Here is a 23,137-nt window from a genome sequence, read left to right on the forward strand (position 1 = left end):
CTGAGTCTGTTAGTAGTCAGTGCTGTTTACAGGTTGAGAAACCTGGCGGGTGACCGTTTCCGGCCGGGAAAGCCACTGGATCACGCCAGGGGTGGTGCTCAGTTCAAACGGCGTGTCAGGATGCGCGACATTGAGAATGCGCGCGGCCCGCCAGGCCATCAGGCTGAGCTGAGGTTCCGCAATGCCGAGGCTGTGCATCCCGGCATTGACGGCAAAAAGATGGTTTGCGCCGGGGCCGTTCCACGCCAGCGTGAAATCGGTATTAACCCGGAAGCCTTCGCGTTCGTCCAGCTCCAGCCGATGCGCCAGCGGGGCGAGGAACGCCGGACGGGCAGGGCGATAGCCGGTCGCGAAAATCACCACATCGGTATCCAGCGTTTCCTGGCCGCCATCCAGATGATGTCGCAGCGACAGACGCTGGCCCTGCGCCTGTGGCGTCACGCGGGTGACCGAGCGCGACGGCAGCAGCTGCGCCCAGGGTTTTTCACGCAGCACTTCAAAGCGGTGGTACATGGCGCGATAGATAGCGAGCAGCGATTCGCAGGTCACGCCGTCAGACGTCATCTTCTGTTCGGCGAGCAGATCGCAGCGCGTTTTCTCATCGAGCGTGGCAAAGCTTTCAAGGTATTCCGGCGTGAAATATTCGTTCGCGAACGCGGCTTCATCGAGCGCGTTGTAATTGTTGCGGCGCGACACCCAGTTCAGTGCCGCGGGCTGGCCCCACTCGCCGCGGAAAATATTCAGGAACAGGTCGGCACCGCTCTGGCCGCCGCCAACGACCGTCACTCGCTTACCGGCAAGCGACGGCGTGCGCAGCATCATTTCGCTGGCGTGGAAGCAATGGTCGTTCTGCGCCGGCACGCAGTCGGGCAGATTAACCTGTTTACCGATGCCCATGCAGACGTGGCGTGCGAAGAAACGATCGCGCTGGGTCACCACTTCAAACAGCCCGCTGGCCTCGTTAAAACTCACCTGCTGCACCTGCTGACTGAACGACAGATTGCTCAGGTTATCTGCCGCCCAGCAGAGGTAATCGGCGAACTCTTCACGGGACACCGTGCGCTGCTCGGTGGTCAGGAAACGGTAAAACTTTTTGCGCTGCACCAGGTAGTTCAGAAAACTGTAACGGTTGGTTGGCTCCACCGCGCTGACCAGATCTTTGAGGAAACTGGTCTGCATATGGCAGTCCGGCACCATCATGCCCGGATGCCAGGAGAAGTGCGGTTTGCGTTCAAGGAACAGCGAGCTGAAGCCGTCAAGCCCTTCGGCGAGCGCGGCGATGCTGAGATTGAACGGGCCGATGCCAATGCCGATGAAATCGTACGTTTTCATGATGCGGTCTCCCTGGTGACCAGATACAGCGGGTTATCAAGATCGGTAAGGTAATTGGGCAACATGCGGCTGCCGCCGTCATGCTCGGAGAAAGTGAGTTTGACCGGGTTGAGCACCACGCGAATGATCTGCGGTTTAAAGAGATCAAAGCGCGCGAAGCGCGCCGCCATCTCCGGGTGCGCGGCCATATAGTCATGCAGTACGTCCGCGAGCAGGCGATAGAACCGGGTTTCGCTGACGCCGCCCTGTTCAGTCAGGCGCGAGACGAAACGCAGCACCGTAACAAAATGCCCGGTCTGTAAATCGTGAATAATGTAATCAGCAGAAAGGCGCGCCGTGACGGCTTTGACCGGCTCCGGCAGGCTCTCCATTTCCGGGAACGTTTCATCCACAAGACGCATATCGCCCTGGAAATCCTTCAGCAGAATGCGCTGCGGCACATGGTCTTTCATCACCAGCGTCACGTTCTGACCGTGGGCGATCAGCGCCACGCCGTACCGGCACAGCAGGTGATAAAACGGAATAACAACCACGCGGAAGAGCTGTGCAAGCCACGCTTCGGCGTTCAGGCCCGAACGGGCGATCCACGCGTCAATCAGCGGGCGTCCCGCGTTGTCGGTTTCCATCAGCGCGGCCATCAGCACGGCCTGTTCGCCGGGGCGCAGCCAGCAGGAGGGGTTTTCCCGCCAGATCACGCCAAACATCTCCTGATAGCGATAGGGCGCGGTTTTCAGCGCGGCGTAACCGGTGTGCGTCACGTAACCGGCCGCAGGCTCGCCGAGGATCTGCGCGCCCAGCGCCAGCAGCGTTTTATCGCTGGCGAACTGCTGTTGCAGCCAGCGCGAGGCGAGCGGCCCGGCGGCGATGTATTTGCCCGGAATGCCGCGGTAGCAGGAGGTGTTGTAAATCGTGAGCGGCAGTTTGATATCGAACGATGAGCGGCGGCTGACGTTGGTCAGCGTGCGCAGCGACTGCTGTGCGATGTATTCATCGCCAAACACGCCGAGATCGATAATTTCACCGCGCGCCAGCTGCGGCAGAAAATGCAGGGCGATTTTCTGCTGCCACTGCCACGGATGCAGCGGCACCGGCAGCCAGTGGTCATCCAGATGCAGCGCCTGCCAGTAGCGGGTAAAACGCTGGCGTTCGCTGCCGTCCATCGCGCTTGCCAGCAGATTATTGATGTCGCAGTCGGCGTCGCTGCTCCAGACCATCAGGTCACGGCGTACCGCCACCCAGTGCAGGCGAAAACGGCCACGGTATTCCGGCGCGTAAGCCTTCAGCGCATCCAGCCCCCAGCCGCGACGTCCTTTGTTGAAGATAAATTTCGGATGGCCTGACATCAGGCACTGCAGTTCATCCGGATCCATATCAATAAGCGCGTCGGCGTTAAGTTCCTTACGCGCCTCCAGCAACTGCATATCGCCCCTGAGCGTGGCGTAGAGATCTTCGAGATGCTCCGCCGTCTGCGCGTCGCTCATTTTCAGCACCACGGCCAGCTGGCGCAGGGCGCTTTCAGCCTCAATGGCGCTGCCGCTCTCGTTTGTGAGCGTCGCCGGGTTGATATGCAGCCAGCCCCAGATGCCGCGCTTCGCGTCAAATGTCCAGGTCTCATCGCCAAGCGCAATCGTCCAGCGGTTGGCCGCCGTTTCCTGCGCCGTCAGCGTGCGTTCATATTCCAGCTCGGCGAGCATTTTCGCCACCATCTCGCGGTTCACGCGCTCCCACAGCGAGGCCGTCATAGTCCCACCTCACTGAAGAAACGGCTGCGCTGGCTCATCACCAGCCGCGAGCGCTTGTGTGGAAAATCGAACTCTTTCACGGTTTCAAAACCGGCGACAGGCAGATGGCGGAACAGGCGCTGGTTATCGAAGCGCGGTTCCGCCACCAGACGTTGTGTGCGCGGCTCGTCCAGCCACAGATAGTGGCTCAGCCCGCGCAGCCAGCTGTGGATGTACTGCGCGCCGCGCCACTGCTCTTCGCCCACCAGCATATGCAGCCCGCGATCGAACGGCTGCCAGCGGTAGTGGCGGCCGATACGGTCTTCCGCAGCCCAGTAAATTTCAAAATAGCCGAAAGGTTCGTCGTCGAAGCAGCCGATCAGCGGGTAGCAGTACGTCGCGTCGAGCTGCTTACGCAGGTAATTCTCCTGCTCCGCCTGCGGCCCGGCCATCTCCCAGAAGGCGTTCACGCGCGGCGCGTTCATCCAGCGGGTAAAACGCTCCGCATCTTGCGACACATCCGCCACGCGGAAACTGAGCATGCGTTTGATTTGCGCATCGTAGCGGCGATAGACCTCGCCTTCTGGCCGCGGCGGACGCGCCGGGAACGCGAGCTGGCGCGTCTCGTCAAACTGTATTCCCGCACGTGCGGCGATGCGTTCGCCGCGCAGCCACAGCGGCAGCTGCCAGAACGTGTCGCGCGCCAGATAATCGCACTGTACGGCGTCAAACAGCGCCTGCGCCTGCGGTTCATCGCGCCACTGCGCCCACGGCAGCGTAATGCCCGTGAGGGCAGGCGCCGCGACAAACAACTGATCGAGAGTGGCCGCCAGCCACCCGTCTGGCACGTCGCCCGGATGATGCAGTACGGCGCTGCCGTCAAGCCCGAGGGCCAGCGGCAGCGCCAGATTGAGCGTCGCGCAGCGAAAACCGTAACCGTCATGAACAATGTGCGCTTCAGGCATCATGCGTGCTCCCTGCAAACGGATTGTCGAAGTTAAAGTAGATGACCGCCGGGTCGGCGATGGTGTTTTCGTTGTGATCGTGCAGATAGCAGAAGAAGTTGCCCTTGCAGTTCCAGTGGCGGCTCTCCAGCACATAATCGAGGCAGCGGGTATCGCGCGCGGTGGCGCGCAGTTGCGCGAGCGCGTCACGCACCAGCGCCATCAGCTTTTCTTCGCTCTCAAACCCGGCGGCACCCAGCGCGGCGGTTACCGCCAGCGTGGAGTTCACCAGCAGGTAATACGGGAAGTAGCGCAGCAGCTGGGCTTCGCTGAAGCGGTTTTCCGCTTCCGGCTCGCCGGCCTCCGCAAGCCACAGCAGCGCGCCATCGGTAAAGCCGCTGCCCTGACAGTCGCGATAAATCAGGCCGACCGGCAGATCCTGCTGCATCTCCACCAGAATATTTTGCTGATGCGCCAGCAGTACCAGGCCGTAATCGGCTTCGGCGCTGAAAAGCGGCAGCAGAATGCGTTCGCAGTACGCCTGCACCCAGCAGCGCGCCGCCTGTGCGAGCGGCAGGCTGAGGCGTTCACTGAGGCGGCGCACGGCGCAGGCCAGCAGGCTGTCGCCGCCGTCCGGCGCGGCCTGAGTCAGGCTCACCAGCACGTTGGTCTGGGTGTCTGGCGTGTCGAACAGCAGATTGACGCGCAGCGCCATCAGGCTCTCTTCCTGAATAGTCCCCTGCGTGTCGCAAAGGCCCATCCAGCCATCTTCCTGCATGACGCGCATGGTCGGATAACGCGCCTGCAACGCCTGCCAGCGGGGAGTCTGCGCCATCCGCGCCAGACGCATGCCGCGTTTCACTTCTTTTACCGACAGCGTGCGCACCGAGTTAGTAAGACGCACGCTGAGCGAGAATTTGATCATGTCGTTATTGGTTTCGCTGTAGAGCGAACGCGAAGAACTGGTCGGCAGCCACGGCGCGCCTGCTTCGCCCAGATCGGTAAGCTCGCCCTTCTCCACCAGCGCCTGACACCACGGCTGCGCGAGCAGATACGCGGCCTGCCACGGGTGCATCGGCACCAGCCAGCGTGTATCGGTAAAGTGCTCAAGCAGCGCAGGCGCGCTCTGGGCCGCGAAACGCAGCAGACGCGTACGCAGATCTAACGCCAGACTCTCGCCTGCCACATACGCCTTATTCACCGCAAACCAGCGCAGCGGAAAGCGCGGCGCGAAATCCGGCAGATAGCGGCGGGCTTCGGTCTCATTAAACGGCTCGTGCGATTTCGGTGCCGGGTGAAACGCATGCCCGACCAGCAGCGCCTGTTCTGCCTCTGCAAAGTTGAGCGGCTGCGCGCGAAGCGTGGCCCAGTCGTGACGCAGTTCAATCGCCTGCCAGGTATGGCGGTGGCTCTCCTGAACGCGGCGCGCAAAACGGGCCAGTACGTCATCGGTCAGTTCGCCTTTTACGGCGGGCTTCGCCAGAATGAGGTCGACAAGCTTTGTGAAATTAATGGGTTCGCAGCTATCGTTATCGCTTGCCACCAGCATTGCCGGAAACAGATACTGATGATGTTGCGTCGGAGAGAAGTAGCGCAGCGCAATACGGATTGCCTGCGTCTCAGAGAGTGGTAAATGGATCTGCGCCGGCTCCTGCGGTAATGCGCCGGGGATCAGTTGCCAGTCCCGGGTTTCACGCAGCAGCGCGTTAAGAAAACACTGAGCCGCGACATCTGTCGCGGCAGGGCGGGGCAGGGAAACCATAACAAACACATCCTTTGTTGATAATGATTATCGTTATGATAGGGATTCTATTTACAGTGGCAACTATTTTTGCAATATTTGTTTTCATTAATTTCATAATTCCCTCATCTTTATTGACAATATATTTACCTGCTTATGGATGCTTCTTCTCACGCTGTACACGCCCGCCGCACAGGACAATCGCTCTGGCCGCTGGCGCTGTGCGCGGGTCTGCTCGGGATCGGGCAGAATGGTTTGCTGGTGGTATTACCCCAACTGGTGCAGATGACGGGACTGTCGCTCTCCGTCTGGGCCGGCCTGCTAATGTTCGGCTCGATGCTGTTTCTGCCCGGATCGCCCTGGTGGGGACGCCAGACGGAAGTGCGTGGCTGTAAATTTGTGGTCGTGGCGGCGCTCGGCGGCTATCTGCTGAGTTTCGCCGTGATGGCGCTGGTGGTCTGGGGGATGGCGCGCGGCGTGGTCGGCGCTGCCTCAGGGCTTGCCGGGCTGATTGTCTCCCGCGCGCTTTACGGCCTGACGGTCTCCGGCATGGTGCCCGCCGCCCAGACGTGGGCCATGCAGCGGGCGGGTAGGGAGCACCGGCTCGCGGCGCTTGCGTCCATCAGTTCCGGCCTGAGCTGCGGGCGTCTTATCGGCCCGCCGCTGGCCGCCGCCGCGTTAAGCGTTCACCCGCAGATGCCGCTCTGGCTGATGGCGCTCGCGCCTTTTATCGCGCTGCTGCTGGTGGCGCGCCAGCATAACGATCCGCCGCTCGCGCCCGTGGCGCACCAGTCGGCGCGCCTGCGTGCGGATATGCTGCCTTTCCTTTTGCTCGCGTTACTGCTGGCCGCTGCGATCAGCCTGATGCAGCTCGGCCTGTCGCCGCATCTGAGGCCGCTGTTTCATGGCGATCTCCGTGCCGTCAGCCATCACGTGGCGCTGCTGTTAAGCCTGGCGGCGGCGAGCACGCTACTGGCGCAGTTCCTGGTGGTGCGTCCACAGCGCCTTCAGCCGCGCGCGCTGTTGCTGGCGGCGGCGGTCCTGATGGCCGCCGGTCTGCTGTTGATGATCCTGCCGGGGCTTATTACTTTTTACGCCGGTATCGCCGTGACCTCTTTCGGCGCGGCGATGGCGACGCCTGGCTATCAGGTGTTGCTGAATGACCGTCTCACCACCGGCAAAGGCGCGGGCGTTATCGCCACCAGCCACACGCTCGGCTACGGCGCAAGCGCCCTGCTGGTGCCGGTAATTTCTCTCTGGCTTGGCGAGCATATGCTGATTGCCGCCGCTTTTATCACTGCCGCGCTGTTTTTACTGTTAAGCATCGGCGTCTGGCGTCACGCCGCGCCGCAGGAGCCCACCGTATGACCGCCAGTTACCGCATTTTTAACGTGACGCTGCGCCGTCGCATTTCTGTCACCCCTTCGCTGCTGCGCTGCGTGTTTACCGGCCCGGATGTGGCGCACATGAAACATGAAGCGCCCGATCAGCGCATCAAGCTGATGTTCGCCAGACCCGACGGCAACACCGCCCGGCTGCCGGTGAGCGACAGCTGGTATCAGGATTATCTGGCGCTGCCGCGCGAGCGGCGGCCTTTTATGCGCACCTACACGTTGCGCGCGCTGCGCAGAGAGGCGTGCGAGCTGGACGTCGAGTTCGTCCTGCACGGCGACAGCGGCGGCTATGAATGGAGCGCTGACGAGGCGCTTCGTCAGGCGCTGCTGGTGGCTGATGAAACCGCGCTGCCCGCCGCACTCGGCATCCTTGAACAGCTCGCGCGCCAGCCTGCGCCGCCGCGCGTCCAGGCGTTTCTGGAAGTGCCCCTGGCGCAGGATATCCAGCCGCTGCGTTATCCCTTTGCCGATATTCACTGGCTGGCGCGTGATGAAAACGTTCTGCACGGCGAACGGCTGCTGGAAGCGGTGAAAGACGCCGCGACGCTGCCCGTAAGCGAGCAGGTGTCGACGCAGATGACTGAAGATGACGATGAAGAGACGCTCATCTGGCAGCGCGCTGGCGGGGCAGGGGCGTTTCGCGCCTGGGTGGCCGCGGAATCCGGCGCGGTGAAACGGCTGCGTCACTACCTGACGCGTGAGCGCCAGCTCGATCCCGCCCGTGCCTGTTTTATGGCGTACTGGTCGCGTGGTAAAAGCCACGTATAATGCCGTTTTACAGCGTTCAGGCTGTATTCTGCGTTTAACACCCTTTACGCTGTAATTGCATGCTACAGCCTGAAGGGTGTAAAATAGAGAATACAGCTTATCGTATGTATCTGAAGGTGCGACCAGCAAGATGAACACCCGGTATCCACTGAAAACGCTCAGCCAGCTGCGCCCGCTGCTGGTGGGCTTTCGTAAAAAACAGGGGCTGACCCAGAAAGAGGTTTCGGCGCGGCTTGGCGTCACGCAGCAAACCTATGCGCGGCTGGAGGCGAACCCCGAAACGGCCAGCATCGAGCGCCTGTTCCGCGTCTTTAACGTGCTGGGCATTGAGATGACGCTGTGCGAAACGCAGGCGGCGGAGACTGACGCGCCCGCGCGTGACGATTCGCCTGCCCACCGCGAGGTGTGGTAATCATGCGCCGCACGTCGCGTTTAGCGCTCTGGATGAACGGCCTGCCGGTCGGTTACTGGGATAAACACAACGGCGAAGACCGGCTGACCTATCTGCCGGAGTGGATTGCCGATCCGCAGGGCAGGCCGCTGTCGCTGTCGCTGCCGTTCACGCCCGGTAATCAGTCATACCGTGGCGCGCAGGTGCGCGATTACTTCGACAACCTGCTGCCGGACAGCGAAAACATCCGGCGGCGACTGGCGATGCGCTACCGGGCGCAGAGCCTGGAGCCGTTCGATCTGCTGGCGGAGCTGGGACGTGACTGCGTCGGCGCCATTCAGCTGCTGCCTGCCGGTGAAGCGCCGGAAGGGCTCTTTACCATTCGCGCCCGGCCACTCACCACAGTGGATATTGCCGCGATGCTGCGCCACACCGCAGAGGCCTTTCCCGGCCAGCATGGCGGGGAAGAGGAGCTGCGGCTCTCCATTGCGGGCGCGCAGGAGAAAACCGCGCTGCTATGGCACGAAGGCCAGTGGTGCCTGCCGGAGGGCAATACGCCCACCACGCATATTTTCAAACTGCCGCTGGGGCTGGTGGGCAATATGCAGGCGGACATGCGCACCTCGATTGAAAACGAATGGCTCTGCGCGCAGCTGCTGGAAGCCTGGGATATTCCGGTCGCGCGCACGCAGATGGCGCAGTTCGATGAGCAAAAAGTGCTGATTGTCGAACGCTTCGACCGGCGTCTTTCGGCCGATGGGCAGTGGTGGCTGCGTCTGCCGCAGGAAGATATGTGCCAGGCGCTCGGCGTCTCGCCGCTGCGTAAATATCAGGCCGACGGCGGGCCGGGCATCGGTGATATCATGACGGTTCTGAGCCGTTCAGAAAACGCGCAGGCGGATCGCGCGAATTTCTTCCGCGCGCAGATTATTTTCTGGATCCTCGCCGCGACCGACGGCCACGCCAAGAATTTCAGCATTGCGCATCTGCCCGGCAACCGCTACCACCTGACGCCGCTTTACGACGTCCTTTCCGCCTGGCCGGTCATCGGACCGGGTAATAACCAGATAGCCTGGCAGAAGTGCAAGCTGGCGATGGCGGTGCGCAGCGGCAGTAACTATTACCATCTGAGCCAGATCCGCCGCCGTCACTGGCTGCGCCAGGGCGAGCTTGCCGGGCTGTCGGCGGCGCAGGTCAACGACATGATTGATGCGCTGACAGCCAGCGCGCCTGCGGTGATCGCGCGCGTGGCCGACGCGCTCCCGGTGGATTTCCCTGCCTCTCTGGCCGACGTTATTTTTAACGGCATGCGCCAGCAGTGCGCGCGCCTCGCGGCCGCATAATCTCTCATCCTGCGCCGTTTCGAACGCGGTGCGGATACCTCTTCTTCTGACGCGCCCCGCCGCGCGTCCCGGCACTTCTCCGGTAATGGTCTATGATTGTTCACGTATGCCGCCAGGGTCGGGACAATCCGTTATCCGTTGTACCTCCCAGGCAGAAAACCGCTTTCACACAGGCGGCCTGCGCGCTACCGGCCCGCTGCGGCACCCGGATCATGCTTTCACATTCACGTTCCTGAGGCGCGCCACAGGAGCGGAAATCGCGCGATCGCGCCACTGCTCACTTCTGGATTAAATGAGGTAACAGAATGGAGTCAACATTCCTGAAAAGTTGGGGTAGCGAATATGCGGCGGACGGCGCCGCTCGCTTCCGTCTCTGGGCGACCGGACAGAAGCGCGTGACGCTGCGCCTCGCGGGCCAGGATTTGCCCATGACGCCGACAGGCGATGGCTGGTTTGAACTGGAAGTGCCGGGCGTCGCACCCGGAACCGAATACTGTTTTGTGCTGGAAGACGGCATGACCGTGCCGGACCCGGCTTCACGCGCCCAGAAAGCGGACGTTAACGGGCCGTCGCTGGTTGTCGATCCCGCCGCGTATCAGTGGCAAACCACGGACTGGCATGGCCGCCCGTGGGAAGAGACGGTTGTGTATGAGATGCATATCGGCACATTCACGCCGGAAGGCACCTTCCGCGCGGCGATTGAAAAGCTGCCGTATCTGGCGCAGCTTGGCGTCACGATGCTGGAAGTGCTGCCGGTGTCGCAGTTCGGCGGTAACCGCGGCTGGGGTTACGACGGCGTGCTGCTTTACGCGCCGCATTCCGCCTACGGTACGCCGGACGATTTCAAAGCGTTTATCGACGCCGCCCACGCCCACGGGCTCTCCGTGGTGCTGGATATCGTGCTCAACCACTTCGGCCCGGAAGGCAACTATCTGCCGCTGCTGGCACCCGATTTCTTCCACAAAGAGCGCATGACGCCGTGGGGCAACGGCATCGCCTATGACGTCGATGCGGTGCGCCGTTACATCGTCGAAGCGCCGCTCTACTGGTTGAAAGAGTACCGCCTGGACGGCCTGCGTTTTGACGCCATCGATCAGATTGAAGACACCTCAGCAAAACATGCGCTGGTTGAAATCGCCGAGCGCATCCGTGCAGAAATCACCGACCGCCCGGCGCATCTCACCACCGAAGACAGCCGCAACGTCATTTTCCTGCACCCGCGCAACCCGGACGGCAGCGCGCCGCTGTTTACCGGCGAATGGAACGACGATTTTCACAACGCCATCCATGTGTTCGCCACCGGCGAAACGCACGCCTATTACCAAGACTTCGCCGATCAGCCTGAAAAACTCGTCGCCCGCATACTGACGGAGGGTTTTGCCTACCAGGGCGAAGTGTCACCACAGAGCGGCGAGCCGCGCGGCGTGGACAGCACCGGCCAGCCGCCGGTCGCGTTCGTCGATTTTATCCAGAACCACGATCAGGTCGGCAACCGCGCCTGGGGCGAGCGCCTGATTGAGCTGGCGGGAAGCGACCGTACCAAAGTGCTGCTCGCCACCCTGCTGCTCTCGCCGCACATTCCGCTGCTGTTTATGGGCGAAGAGTACGGCGAAACCAACCCGTTCCTGTTCTTTACCGATTTTCACGGCGACCTCGCAAAAGCCGTGCGCGAAGGCCGCGCGTGTGAATTTGAAGGCCACGGCGACTGGGACGGCGACAGCGTGCCGGATCCGAACGCGCAGCAAACCTTTGAGATGTCGAAACTCGACTGGCAGAAGCCGGAAAGCGAAGAGGGGAGGGCGTGGCTTGCGCTCACCCGCGAGCTGCTGGCGCTTCGCCGTGCGCATATCGTGCCGCTGCTGGCCACAGCGGGCGGCCACAGCGGGCGCGTTATCGACACCGCGCCGGGCTTCGTGGCGGTGAGCTGGACCTTCCCGAAAGGCACGCTGTCGCTGGCGCTGAATATCGGCGAGCGCCCGCTGCCGCTGCCGGAAATGCCGGGCGATACGCTGTTCGCCTGGCCGCAGGCAGGCGACGAACTGCCTGCTAACAGCATTCACGTTCGCCTGGCGAAAGGAGACGCGCAATGAGTATTCCTTCTTCAACGTACCGTATTCAGTTTCGCAACGGTATGACGTTTGACCGCGCGGCGGGCCTGGTGCCTTATCTGAAGCGGCTTGGCATCAGCCATCTGTACGCGTCGCCGGTGTTTACCGCGACCACCGGCTCCACCCACGGTTATGACGTGACCGACGCTAATGAAATCGAGCCGTCCATCGGCGGGCGCGAGGGCTTTGACCGCATGGTGCAGGCGCTCAAAGCCGCCGGGCTGGGGCTGATCCTCGATATCGTGCCCAACCATATGGCGGCGTCGCTGGAAAACCCCTGGTGGCGCGATGTGATTGAACACGGCGAAAAAAGCCGTTACGCCCGCCATTTCGATATCGACTGGACGCGCCGCCTGACGCTGCCGTTCCTGGGCGACACGTTTGAGAACGTGCTGGAGAACGGCGAAATCAGTATTAAGGCCGATCCGAAAACCGGCAAACCCGCGCTCGCCTATTACGACAGCTACTATCCGCTCAACCCGGAGACCTGGCAGGGGCGTGAGGCGGACGTGCTGGCCATTACTGATAAACAGGCGATTGCTGAGCTGCATGACCGCCAGCCGTACCAGTTAATTTCCTGGCGTGACGCGCCGCGCTCGCTCTCCTACCGCCGCTTTTTTGAGATAACCGGGCTTGCGGGCGTGCGCGTTGAAGATGACGCCGTGTTTGACGACAGCCACCGGCTGATCCTCGAACTGGTGCACGCCGGCGCGGTGGATGGCCTGCGGGTGGATCACGTCGACGGCCTTGCCGATCCGAAAGCGTATCTGGAGCGGCTGCGCGAAAAAGCCGGGCCGGATTGCTACATCACCGTCGAAAAAATTCTCGGCAAGGGCGAGCAGATCCCCGACGACTGGCCGATTTCCGGCACCACCGGCTATGAATTTATCGCCGCGCTCTCGGATGTGCTGGTGGATGACGCGAAGCTCGACGACCTCAGCAAGGCGTATCACGACGTGGTTGGCCAGGAAGTGGATATGTCTGCCGAACTGCGTGACGCCAAGCTGCTGATGGCCGACCGGAATTTTGAAGGTGAATTCACCACGCTGCTGCGGCTCGCAACCCGCATTGCACAGCAGGAAGGCGTGACGCTGGAAGAGCCGGTGCTTCGCGGCGCGCTGCGTGAGCTGCTGGTGGCCTTCCCGGTGTATCGCACCTACGGCACCGCGCAGGGGCTGACGCCCGCCGACAGCGCGCTGCTGCAGAAAGTGGTCGCGAAAGTGCAGGCCAGCGAGCACGCGCCGGATGCGCAGGCGCTCGGGTTTCTCGCTGATGTGCTGGCTGGCAACCTCTCCGGCGGCTCACTCGCCGACGCCGCCACGTTCCGCACCCGTTTTCAGCAACTTACCGGCCCGCTGATGGCCAAATCGGTGGAAGACACGCTGTTTTTCCGCCAGAACATGCAGCTTGCGCTCAATGAAGTGGGGGCTGAACCGCTGCCGCGCACCTACTCAGCAGATCGCTTTCATAAAGAGATGAAGCTGCGTCTGCAACATCAGCCGGACGCGCTTACCAGCACGTCGACGCATGACACCAAACGCGGCGAAGACGCCCGCGCCAGGCTCTATGTGCTCACCGAAGCGCCGCTGTTTTATGCCGAATGCGTCGCGCGCTGGCGTCAGCTCAACCAGACAAAAGTGGTGTTCCTTAATGACGGCACCGCGCCGAAGGGCGCCGATACCTGGATGCTCTATCAGGCGCTGGCGGGCGTCTGGCCCGCCACGCTGAAGCCGGATGACGCCGAGGGCCTGAAGGCGCTGGAAGAACGCTTCCTGGGCTTTGTGGAAAAGGCGCTGCGTGAAGCGAAGCTGCGCACCGACTGGGCGGACACCAACGACGCCTATGAAAAAGCGGTGCTGGATTACGCACGCCATATGCTCTCGCCGGATAATCAGGATTTCCTGAAGGATTTCCACGAAGCATTGCAGCCATTTATCCGCGCGGGCCTGGTCAACAGCCTGACTCAAACGGCGCTTAAACTGACCGCGCCTGGCGTGCCGGATATCTACCAGGGCAGCGAAGCGCTCAACTTCAGCCTGGTGGACCCGGATAACCGCCGCGAGCCGGATTTTATCGCGCTCGACAGCATGCTGGCGCCGCAGGCGAATCTTGCTGCCACCTCGCAGGACTGGATCAGCGGGCGGCTTAAGCAGCACCTGATCGCCCGCGTGCTGCACCTGCGCCAGCAGAATCCAGCGCTGTTCCGCCACGGCGACTATCTGCCGCTTCACACCGAAGGCGAGTTCGACAGTAACGTGATTGCTTACGCCCGCACGCACGGCGATGACGCCATCATCGTGATAGCGCCGCGGCTGATGTTTACCGCGCTTTATGAAAGCGCGTCGCTACCGGCCCGTGCAGGCTGGCACGACACCCACATCGTGCTGCCAGCGACGCTCGCGCAGCGACGCTGGCGCAACGTGCTGACCGGCGAGACGGTAACGCTCGCCGATCGGATAAACCTGGAGACAGCCGACGGCTGCTCGTCCGTGATACTCATAACCGACTGATTCCATGCAAATAAACATCATGAATCGTGGTAGTCCTGAACATTTATGGTCCGGAGGGAGAGGGAGATATGTCAAACGGTAAGGCTTTTGAAATCACGGCGGGATGCAGTTATCCCCTCGGCGCAAATTACGACGGCGAGGGGGTGAACTTCGCCATTTTCTCTGCACACGCCGAGCGCGTGGAGCTGTGTCTCTACGATCCGAGCGGCAAAAATGAAATCGCTCGTCTGACGCTGCCGGAATATACGCATGAAGTCTGGCACGGCTATGTGCCAGGCCTGCAACCTGGCGCGCTGTATGGCTACCGCGTACACGGGCCGTACGATCCGGAAAACGGTCATCGCTTTAACCCGAACAAGCTGCTGGTCGACCCGTACGCACGCGATCTGGTCGGCAATATCGAATGGAACGAGGCGCATTTTGCCTACGACCTGCTGCACGAAGATAAAGACCTTACCTTCGATGAGCGCGACAGCGCGCCGTATATGCCGAAGTGTCGCGTCATCGATCCGAACGAATTTGACTGGCAGGATCAGAACCGGCCCTCCATCGCCTGGCCACACGCGGTGGTGTATGAAACGCATGTTAAAGGCTTCACGCAGCTCAACCCGGCGGTGCCGCCGGAGCTGCGCGGCACCTACGACGGCATGGGGCATAAGGCGACGGTGGATTACATCAAGAGCCTGGGCATTACCTCTGTTGAACTGCTGCCGGTGCACTGGTTCCCGGACGATCAGCATCTGCTGGACAAGGGGCTGAAAAACTTCTGGGGCTACAATTCGCTCGGCTTCTTCGCGCCCGCCTCGCGCTATTTCGGCCCGCGCGGCATTCAGGGTTTTCGCGATATGGTGCGCGCCTACCATGACGCCGGTATCGAGGTGATCTTGGATGTGGTCTATAACCACACCGCCGAAGGCAACGAGCTTGGCCCGACGCTCTCGTTCAAGGGCATCGATAACTTCTCTTATTACCGCACGCTGCCCGATCAGCACCGCTATTACATCAATGATACCGGCACCGGCAATACGGTGAATACGTCGCACCCGCGCGTGCTGCAGATGGTGATGGATTCGCTGCGTTACTGGGCGGAATCGATGCATATCGACGGTTTCCGTTTCGATCTCGGCACCATTCTTGGCCGCGAACCGGAAGGATTTGACCAGCGCGGCGGCTTCTTTGACGCCATCATGCAGGATCCGGTGCTCTCGAAAGTGAAGCTGATTGGCGAGCCGTGGGACATCGGCCCCGGCGGTTACCAGGTGGGCGGCTTCCCGCCGGGCTGGGCGGAGTGGAACGACAAATACCGCGATACGGTGCGTGAATACTGGAAGGGCGATAACGTCTCGACTGATTTCGCGGCGCGCCTGCTGGGCTCCGGCGATCTCTACGATCAGCGTGGCCGCCGTCCGTGGGCGAGCGTCAACTTTATTACCGCCCATGACGGCTTCACGCTCAACGACCTGGTGTCGTACAACGAGAAGCACAATGAGGATAACGGGGAAGACAACAACGACGGCCATAACGATAACCGCTCCTATAACTACGGCGCGGAAGGCCCGACGGACGATGAAGGCATCAACGCGGTGCGTGAGCGCCAGAAACGTAACTTCCTCGCCACGTTGTTGTTCTCCCACGGTACGCCGATGCTGCTGGCGGGTGACGAGTTTGGCCGCAGCCAGATGGGGAATAACAACGGCTACTGCCAGGACAGCGAAATTTCCTGGGTGCACTGGGAGAACCTGCCGGAAAGTGCCGAGGCGCTGCGCGAATTTACCCGTAAGGTGATTAAGCTGCGCGCCGAACAGCCGCTGCTGCGCCGTGAAAACTGGCGCGACGGGATGGTTATCGAGTGGTTCAACGCGGGCGGTGGCTATCAGCAACCGGAGCAGTGGGACGAAGGCTCGACGCTCGGGGTGTACATCGGCAGGCCCGATCTGGAAACCGAAGAAGGTATCTGGCACGACGTGCTGATGCTGTTCAACCCGTTTGAAGGCAACGTGCCGTTCCGCATTCCGCAGTTTGGCGAAGGCGGCTGGGTGCTGGAGCTGACCACCTCCGACACCGCGAATCACGGGCTGGTTATCACCAAAGAGAAGGATTTCGAGCTCGAAGGGCGCAGCATCGCGCTGTTCAGACGTCCGTAATGGCGATGCCATAAAAACCAACGGCGCAGGGGCTGCCTCCTGCGCCGTTTTTTTATGGCAGATTAAAACGCCACGTTCATGCGCGCCATGATGGTCTGGGCGCGTGAACCTCTGTCATCCAGCCCCAGCGTACCCTGATACGCAAGCCCAGGCGTGACGCCATTCGGTAGCGCCATATCAAGCCCGACGCCAAGCGCCAGCGTCTGGCGGTTTTGCTCATACAGCGACATGCGCCAGGTGTCATTGCCGGTATCGGCATACCCGACGCGCGCGCTGCCGGTGTCATTCATCAGGCGTGAATACTCCACGCGGCTTTGCAGACGAAAATCGCCCCAGCTTACCGGTACACGGTGTTCGGCGCGCAGGCCCGCGCTGCCCGTCACCTGTGAAAAACGCTGCGGCGCGAACGCCAGGTTATACATGCCCGCGTCCGATTCGCTGTAGCTCTCCAGATGCGTCTGTGAAACCTGCACGCGGCCATACGGCGAGACGAGACTCTGCGGCAGGCGGAATTCGTAGCCGGAGGTCAGCGCGCCAAAGACCTGGCTGCCGGCGCGGCTGCCGCGCGCATACACATCTGTTTCACTCACGTGGCGTTTGCTGTCGAAATCGAGGCGGCTGTAACCTAACAGCCCGTCGACGAAAACCGCGTCCGGGTGATAGCTCGCATAGAGCGCGGTGCTCAGTGAGCGGCCATTGCTGCGGGTGCCGGTGTCGCCGATATCGCTGACGTCGCGCCCGAACCCCATCCCCACGCCTGCCGTCACGGTGGGCGTGAAGCGGTAATCCACGCCGGTGCTGACGCCCACCAGCGTATGGCTCAGGCGCATCGTGGCGTCTTTATCGCGCCCGAAATCGACATAGCCGCCCGTCCAGTAAGAGAGCCGCTGGCCAGGCGTCTGCGTGCCAAATGGCAGCGCGGGCGGCAGACTGTTCTGCGCATCCAGCTGCGCCTGCTGCTGAAGCGCGGCGTTCCAGAGATCGGTATCCAGCCCGCGTTCCGCCGGCGAGGTGGGCAGGGCGAAATGCACGCCATTCAGACTGGACGGTACGTCTTCGCTGCCGTGCAGCTGTTCAAGGCGATCGTTAAAGTTGCGGATTTGCGCGCGGGCGAAGTTCTGCGCCGCCTGGTATTGCGCGCTGACGGTGCCCGTCACGCTGGCGTCTTTCGACGGATCGGGGCGTGAGGCGATGGAGAACGTAATGGTCGCAGGCGGCGTGATGCCCGAAGCACTTAACAGCACATAGCGCAGTACAACGGTACCACTGGCCTGCGGCGCGGCGGTAAATGTCAGTTCGTAATCGCTACCCTGCGGCTGGATGCTGGCCGTGCCCTGGCGTTTATCCGGAGCTGTCAGCAGACGCGCACCGGTGAACGGGCCGCCGGTGGCACCGCGCGTGAGCGACACGCGGGTAACGCGCCCGGCAGAGAGCGACGCGCTCTGATCCACCGCCTGTGCCGCCGCGGCGTTAATGTGCAGCGTGTAGGCCGCGTGAACCGTGGCGCCGTTCGCATCGGTGACTGACAGCGTAAAGGCGCTGTCGCCTGCCACGCCCGGCGTGCCTTTCAGGAGGCCGTCGGAGAAAGTGAGCCCTGCGGGTAGCGAGCCGCTCAGCTGCCAGCGATACGGCGCTGCGCCGCCGCTGACGGCGAAAGTTTGCGATAAGGCTGTGCCAACGGTGCCGGAGGGGAGCGTGCCCGCTGCTGGCGTCACCGCGAGCGTGGCGGCAGTCGGTGCGCCGTTCGATACCACCAGCGTATAGGTTACGGTACCGGAAACGCCGCTGGCATCCTGCGCGGTCAGCGAAATGCTGAAACTGCCGGACGTGGTGGGCGTACCGGAGAGCACGCCGGTCGCGCTGTTGTGCGTGATACCTGCCGGCAGGCCATGCGCTGTCCAGGTATAAGGCGCTGTGCCGCCGGTGACGGAAACGTTCTGCGACCAGGCGCTGCCCACGGTGGCAGGCGCGAGTGCGCCGCTGGCGGGCGATATCGTCACGGCAGCGGGCGCGGTAATGGTCAGCGATGCTGTGGCGTTCGCCGAGGTGCCCGCGCTGTTACTGGCGTTGTAGGTAAAACTGTCGCTGCCGCTATACCCGGCCAGCGGCGTGTACGTAACCGTCGTACCGGAAATCATCAGCGTGCCGTGCTGCGGCGCGCTAACCAGATTCACCGCCGTCGCGGTACCGCCGGAGAGCGTGAGCGCAATGGGGTTATCCTGACTGTTGGACGCCACCTGCGCGCTGACGTTACCCGCCACGGGCGTCTGCTCGTTGCGCTGGATAACAACGCTGTAGTTTTTGGTGGTGCCATCTTCGGCGGTCACGACGATCGTGATGGTATTGGTACCCACGCTCAGGTTGACAGAGGGCGATGCGGAGCCGGAAGACACGACGTTGCCATTCACGGTGACGGTGGCGGCGGCGTGGGTGGTGACTGGCGTCAGCGTCACCGAGGAGACCGCGTAATCGACCGTCGCGTGGTAGCTGGTGTTGCTGGCTGAGAAGCCAGGCGAGAGCGCGCCGCCGGAAAACGAGAGCCCGCTCAGCGTGGCATCGGAGGAGAGCGTGACCGCCGCGGTACAGGAAATAGTCACCGGGCTGATAAAGCCGTTGGCCGTTGAGACTTTTAACCAGAGTCCGCCCGCCGTGAGCTGTGCGCCGGTCAGCGTGGTGCTGAAACTCCCCGCATTACCGTCGGAGCTGTAATGCACCAGATAATGCTGCGAGAAGTCACGGGATTGCATGATGACGGTATCCGCATTCATCGGCAGGCCGCCTGTACCCGCGCCACTGTCGGTAAACGAGACGGTGAGGGTTTCATCTGCGCTGAAACTGCTGGCGTTGTACGTGCTGAGGCCGGAACTCACCGGGCTTGCCGCGTTCAGCGCCGTGCACGCGGTGGAAAGCGCGCGGGCAGGGGAGAGCGTCACTGCAAACAGCACGGCAAAAACAAAGAGGAAACAGACCGCTTTCAGCAGCCCGGAAACGTGACGCGCCATCAATCACCTGCCGTGAAATTATTAAAATGACTGGATTATCACGCAGCGTAACATTGCGCAGGCGGCAGCGATGGGCCGATATAACGGGGTTTTCGGGGATAATTAGCGGCGTAGGCGCAGGCGATTATTCGTGCTCTTTGGGCTGTTCGTCTTTTTTCAGCGGATCGCCCTCGGGCATACGAAACAGCGGCTTGTGTTTGAGCGAAGGAATGGCGTTTCTCCCCTCCGGCGGCGGATTACGGGTTGGCCAGTACAAAATAAGATCGGAAATCAGTTCCAGCAGATAATGCATAAGCCCTCCGGCGGTAAACAGCAGTACGCATCATAGCGAAAAACAGGGCGCATTGATAATGCGCAGGGGCGGCGCTTGACCCATGACAAGGCGCTGAACCACCCGGCCTTCTTATAATCGCGCCCTCAATCCTTACTGGTGTGATGCTATGGCTTACCAACTCAATCTGAACTGGCCGGAATTTTTAGAAACCTACTGGCAGAAAAAACCTGTCGTACTGAAACAGGCGTTTGCGAATTTTATTGACCCGATCACGCCGGACGAACTGGCCGGGCTTGCGATGGAGCCGGAGGTCGACAGCCGCCTGGTGAGCCATAAAAACGGTAAGTGGCACGCCAGTCACGGCCCGTTTGAACATTTCGACGGGCTGGGTGAAACCGGCTGGTCGCTGCTGGCGCAGGCGGTGAACCACTGGCACGCGCCCTCCGCCGAGCTGGTGCGTCCGTTTCGCGTGCTGCCGGACTGGCGTCTGGACGATTTAATGATTTCGTATTCCGTACCGGGCGGCGGCGTCGGCCCGCATATCGACCAGTACGACGTGTTTATTATTCAGGGCATGGGCCGCCGCCGCTGGCGCGTGGGCGACAAGCTGCCGATGCGTCAGTTCTGCCCGCATCCGGCGCTGCTGCATGTCGATCCGTTCGAGCCAATTATCGATGAAGATCTTGAACCGGGGGATATTCTCTATATTCCGCCCGGATTCCCGCATGACGGCTTCACCCATGAAACGGCGCTGAATTACTCCGTCGGTTTCCGGGGGCCGAACGGGCGCGATTTAATCAGCAGCTTTGCGGACTACGCGCTGGAAAACGATCTGGGCGGCGAGCACTACAGCGACCCGGATCTGACCTGCCGCGACCATCCGGGCCGCGTCGAGGCGTATGAGCTTGAGCGTATTCGCCAGATGATGATTGAGATGATGAACCAGCCGGAAGATTTCACCCTCTGGTTTGGATCGTTCGTCACCACGCCGCGCCACGAACTGGATATTGCGCCTGCCGAACCGCCGTACACCGCTGAAGAGGTGCGCGAGGCGCTGCTGGGCGGCGAAACGCTGACGCGCCTCTCTGGCCTGCGGGTGCTGAACGTCAGCGGCGGCTTTTTCATTAACAGCGAGCCGTATGAGACCGTCGACCCGCGCGCGGCAGATGCGCTGTGCCGTTATACCGCTCTCAGCCAGCATGAACTTGGTGACGCGCTGCATCACCCCGCATTTATGGAAGAACTGACCGAGCTGATAAATCAGGGCTACTGGTTCTTTGACGAATAAACGGCTGGCGCACGGCCTTCATTTCTCATGAAGGCCGTTTTGGTAATGACTCCAACTTATTGATAGTGTTTTATGTTCAGATAATGCCCGATGACTTTGTCATGCAGCTCCACCGATTTTGAGAACGACAGCGACTTCCGTCCCAGCCGTGCCAGGTGCTGCCTCAGATTCAGGTTATGCCGCTCAATTCGCTGCGTATATCGCTTGCTGATTACGTGCAGCTTTCCCTTCAGGCGGGATTCATACAGCGGCCAGCCATCCGTCATCCATATCACCACGTCAAAGGGTGACAGCAGGCTCATAAGACGCCCCAGCGTCGCCATAGTGCGTTCACCGAATACGTGCGCAACAACCGTCTTCCGGAGCCTGTCATACGCGTAAAACAGCCAGCGCTGGCGCGATTTAGCCCCGACGTATCCCCACTGTTCGTCCATTTCCGCGCAGACGATGACGTCACTGCCCGGCTGTATGCGCGAGGTTACCGACTGCGGCCTGAGTTTTTTAAATGGCGGAAAATCGTGTTGAGGCCAACGCCCATAATGCGGGCGGTTGCCCGGCATCCAACGCCATTCATGGCCATATCAATGATTTTCTGGTGCGTACCGGGTTGAGAAGCGGTGTAAGTGAACTGCAGTTGCCATGTTTTACGGCAGTGAGAGCAGAGATAGCGCTGATGTCCGGCGGTGCTTTTGCCGTTACGCACCACCCCGTCAGTAGCTGAACAGGAGGGACAGCTGATAGAAACAGAAGCCACTGGAGCACCTCAAAAACACCATCATACACTAAATCAGTAAGTTGGCAGCATCACCTGACTGGAGTAAAGTGAGTTTACGGGTGATGATAGATGCGGCGAAGGAGGCCGGTGTTGATATCAAGGAGATTGAACCGACAAATGAAGAACTCAGCTTGCCATCTGAACTTGAATTATTAAGCCAAAAAGCAATTTTCCAAGGCATTAATATTAGAAACGGCGGTATTGCTATTCCCTATACTTCAGCTGAACTTCAGTTAATTGGAAAATATATCCATTGTTCCGCAAACTGGAATCCCGTTGAGTTCAAAACGGTCTGGCTCGATGGCAAAGAAATTAAAAGAATCTATGGTGCTGTGAACGCAGTTGAATTAATTGGTTTCCTCAGCCGTCCGGATACCGGCTGGACGCGCGCAGTTTGGAATATGAACGGAGATAAAGCATGAAGCTGTCCATAACCTTTCTGTCAGCATTATTACTGACAGCCTGCAACAGGGTGTCGTCTGCGGACGAGCAGGGTGAAATAAAAGCGCCTTTTGATGAGTGGTACTTCACCTTTACCACGCCCCGGGCGCTGCCGGCGCAGGTTACGCTGGTAAAAATGCTCGACATCAACGGATACGCCAAGGTTTTCCGCACGATAGACCAGCCCCAGGGCAGCAGCGTGGGAAGCTGGGATCAGTATGCAGGGTTGGGGCCATCTCCTTTTAACCAGGCCCCCTCACCGCCGACTATCATGATTTTCTGCTGGGATTCGATCATTGACAAGAAAGTGTACGAGACCACGCTGCTGTTCGCGCCCGAAACCTGGCATAAAATGCTGAGCACGGAAAAAAGTAACTACAGCCCGAAAGAGACCTATTACTTTCAGTATATGGTTATCGGCCTTGCGCCGGAAGGCAAAGTCCGGGTGTGGCTGAATAATAATGGCCATCCTAACCTTGAGCAAACGAAGACGGAGATTACAACCCTGTCAGGGAAAGATCTCAATATGTGTAAGGGAGTTACGGGAAGTGATTTTTCCAAAGGTTATAGCAATACTACTAAAAATTTTATAAAAGGGAAAACCTATCCCTACGGAAACTGGTGAGCTAACAGTTATTTATTCGGCCTAAATTAAATTCTGTATTCTTTTCCTGCTAATAAACGGAGAATAAAATTGTCAAAAGGATTCGTCGTGCTGGGCGATAAAACTACGCATGGCGGCGTGGTGATTTCTTCCTCTTCAACTATGGTAGTCAATGGGCGAATTGTGGCGCTGGTAGGAGATAAAGTAAGCTGCCCGGTTCCAGGGCATGGTACGAATAAAATTATTGAAGGCTCGCTAGAGTGGATTTCAGATGGCAAGGCTATTGTAGTTAATGGATGTCGGTGTGAATGTGGCTGCCAGGTTATTTCTGCTGCCTCGGAATGTTCAATAGGATGA

18 protein-coding genes are annotated in these 23,137 nt (G+C 60.5%); 11 read left to right on the forward strand and 7 right to left on the reverse strand.

What is annotated here, in order from left to right:
* Window positions 1–9: 9 nt before the first annotated feature.
* From CSK29544_RS21540 to CSK29544_RS21555, 4 genes are read right to left on the reverse strand one after another with little or no spacing between them, the layout of a single operon-like run.
* Window positions 10–1,332 (reverse strand): lysine N(6)-hydroxylase/L-ornithine N(5)-oxygenase family protein, encoded by a 1,323-nt coding sequence (locus CSK29544_RS21540; RefSeq protein WP_007887702.1) that lies wholly within the window; start codon window positions 1,330–1,332, stop codon window positions 10–12.
* On the reverse strand, window positions 1,329–3,074 hold the full coding sequence (gene iucC / locus CSK29544_RS21545) for an IucA/IucC family protein (RefSeq protein ID WP_007887703.1): 1,746 nt from the start codon (window positions 3,072–3,074) through the stop codon (window positions 1,329–1,331). The genes CSK29544_RS21540 and iucC overlap by 4 nt, the downstream gene beginning before the upstream one ends.
* Window positions 3,071–4,018 (reverse strand): GNAT family N-acetyltransferase, encoded by a 948-nt coding sequence (locus CSK29544_RS21550; RefSeq protein WP_007887706.1) that lies wholly within the window; start codon window positions 4,016–4,018, stop codon window positions 3,071–3,073. Before CSK29544_RS21550 ends, iucC begins: the two co-directional genes overlap by 4 nt.
* Window positions 4,011–5,759 carry an IucA/IucC family protein gene (locus tag CSK29544_RS21555; protein WP_029039469.1) on the reverse strand — a complete coding sequence of 583 codons (1,749 nt, stop codon included), beginning with the start codon at window positions 5,757–5,759 and terminating at the stop codon, window positions 4,011–4,013. The genes CSK29544_RS21550 and CSK29544_RS21555 overlap by 8 nt, the downstream gene beginning before the upstream one ends.
* A 135-nt stretch (window positions 5,760–5,894) precedes the next feature.
* Between CSK29544_RS21555 and CSK29544_RS21560 the strand changes: the two genes are divergently transcribed.
* The 7 genes from CSK29544_RS21560 to glgX all read left to right on the forward strand — a co-directional run bounded on the left by CSK29544_RS21560 (window position 5,895) and on the right by glgX (window position 16,396).
* The gene (locus tag CSK29544_RS21560) at window positions 5,895–7,106 is read left to right on the forward strand and encodes an MFS transporter (protein WP_007887712.1); all 1,212 of its coding nucleotides are present in this window, start codon (window positions 5,895–5,897) and stop codon (window positions 7,104–7,106) included.
* Window positions 7,103–7,900 (forward strand): siderophore-interacting protein, encoded by a 798-nt coding sequence (locus CSK29544_RS21565; RefSeq protein ID WP_007887714.1) that lies wholly within the window; start codon window positions 7,103–7,105, stop codon window positions 7,898–7,900. Before CSK29544_RS21560 ends, CSK29544_RS21565 begins: the two co-directional genes overlap by 4 nt.
* A gap of 130 nt (window positions 7,901–8,030) precedes the next feature.
* Complete coding sequence (locus tag CSK29544_RS21570; RefSeq protein ID WP_007887716.1) at window positions 8,031–8,312, forward strand: helix-turn-helix domain-containing protein; 282 nt, start codon at window positions 8,031–8,033, stop codon at window positions 8,310–8,312.
* Between the two features lie 2 nt (window positions 8,313–8,314).
* Entirely contained in the window at window positions 8,315–9,634 is a 1,320-nt protein-coding gene (locus tag CSK29544_RS21575) for a type II toxin-antitoxin system HipA family toxin (protein WP_007873333.1), read from the forward strand.
* A gap of 305 nt (window positions 9,635–9,939) precedes the next feature.
* A complete protein-coding gene (treZ, locus tag CSK29544_RS21580) occupies window positions 9,940–11,724 on the forward strand; it encodes a malto-oligosyltrehalose trehalohydrolase (RefSeq protein WP_007887718.1) in 1,785 nt (594 codons plus the stop codon).
* The gene (treY, locus tag CSK29544_RS21585; RefSeq protein ID WP_007887720.1) at window positions 11,721–14,252 is read left to right on the forward strand and encodes a malto-oligosyltrehalose synthase; all 2,532 of its coding nucleotides are present in this window, start codon (window positions 11,721–11,723) and stop codon (window positions 14,250–14,252) included. Before treZ ends, treY begins: the two co-directional genes overlap by 4 nt.
* Window positions 14,253–14,320: 68 nt before the next feature.
* Window positions 14,321–16,396: a glycogen debranching protein GlgX gene (gene glgX, locus CSK29544_RS21590; RefSeq protein WP_007887722.1), complete on the forward strand. Its 2,076-nt coding sequence runs from the start codon at window positions 14,321–14,323 to the stop codon at window positions 16,394–16,396.
* Window positions 16,397–16,458: 62 nt separating this feature from the next.
* Here glgX and CSK29544_RS21595 read toward each other — a convergent pair whose 3' ends face one another.
* Both CSK29544_RS21595 and CSK29544_RS24665 read right to left on the reverse strand, forming a co-directional pair.
* Window positions 16,459–19,398: an autotransporter domain-containing protein gene (locus tag CSK29544_RS21595; protein WP_007887724.1), complete on the reverse strand. Its 2,940-nt coding sequence runs from the start codon at window positions 19,396–19,398 to the stop codon at window positions 16,459–16,461.
* Between the two features lie 124 nt (window positions 19,399–19,522).
* Window positions 19,523–19,690, reverse strand: a complete 168-nt coding sequence (locus tag CSK29544_RS24665; protein ID WP_007854613.1) for a hypothetical protein — start codon at window positions 19,688–19,690, stop codon at window positions 19,523–19,525.
* A 148-nt stretch (window positions 19,691–19,838) separates the two neighbouring features.
* Here CSK29544_RS24665 and CSK29544_RS21600 point away from each other — a divergent pair, with 148 nt between their 5' ends.
* Window positions 19,839–20,960 (forward strand): ribosomal protein uL16 3-hydroxylase, encoded by a 1,122-nt coding sequence (locus CSK29544_RS21600; protein WP_007887726.1) that lies wholly within the window; start codon window positions 19,839–19,841, stop codon window positions 20,958–20,960.
* A gap of 56 nt (window positions 20,961–21,016) precedes the next feature.
* Here CSK29544_RS21600 and CSK29544_RS21605 read toward each other — a convergent pair.
* Window positions 21,017–21,714, reverse strand: a protein-coding gene (locus CSK29544_RS21605; RefSeq protein WP_095033700.1) for an IS1-like element IS1B family transposase whose coding sequence is annotated in 2 segments (ribosomal slippage) — window positions 21,017–21,465 and window positions 21,465–21,714 — 699 coding nt in all. Because the reading frame shifts where the segments join, the coding sequence is not laid out codon by codon here.
* A 68-nt stretch (window positions 21,715–21,782) separates the two neighbouring features.
* On the opposite strand from CSK29544_RS21605, the gene CSK29544_RS21610 reads away from it, so the two are divergent.
* From CSK29544_RS21610 to CSK29544_RS23605, 3 genes are all read left to right on the forward strand, one after another.
* On the forward strand, window positions 21,783–22,157 hold the full coding sequence (locus CSK29544_RS21610; protein ID WP_241720308.1) for a hypothetical protein: 375 nt from the start codon (window positions 21,783–21,785) through the stop codon (window positions 22,155–22,157).
* On the forward strand, window positions 22,154–22,801 hold the full coding sequence (locus CSK29544_RS21615) for a DUF2931 family protein (protein WP_007896872.1): 648 nt from the start codon (window positions 22,154–22,156) through the stop codon (window positions 22,799–22,801). The genes CSK29544_RS21610 and CSK29544_RS21615 overlap by 4 nt, the downstream gene beginning before the upstream one ends.
* Before the next feature lie 69 nt (window positions 22,802–22,870).
* On the forward strand, window positions 22,871–23,137 hold the full coding sequence (locus CSK29544_RS23605; RefSeq protein ID WP_071844263.1) for a PAAR domain-containing protein: 267 nt from the start codon (window positions 22,871–22,873) through the stop codon (window positions 23,135–23,137).

This window comes from Cronobacter sakazakii, assembly GCF_000982825.1.
GTDB lineage: Bacteria > Pseudomonadota > Gammaproteobacteria > Enterobacterales > Enterobacteriaceae > Cronobacter > Cronobacter sakazakii.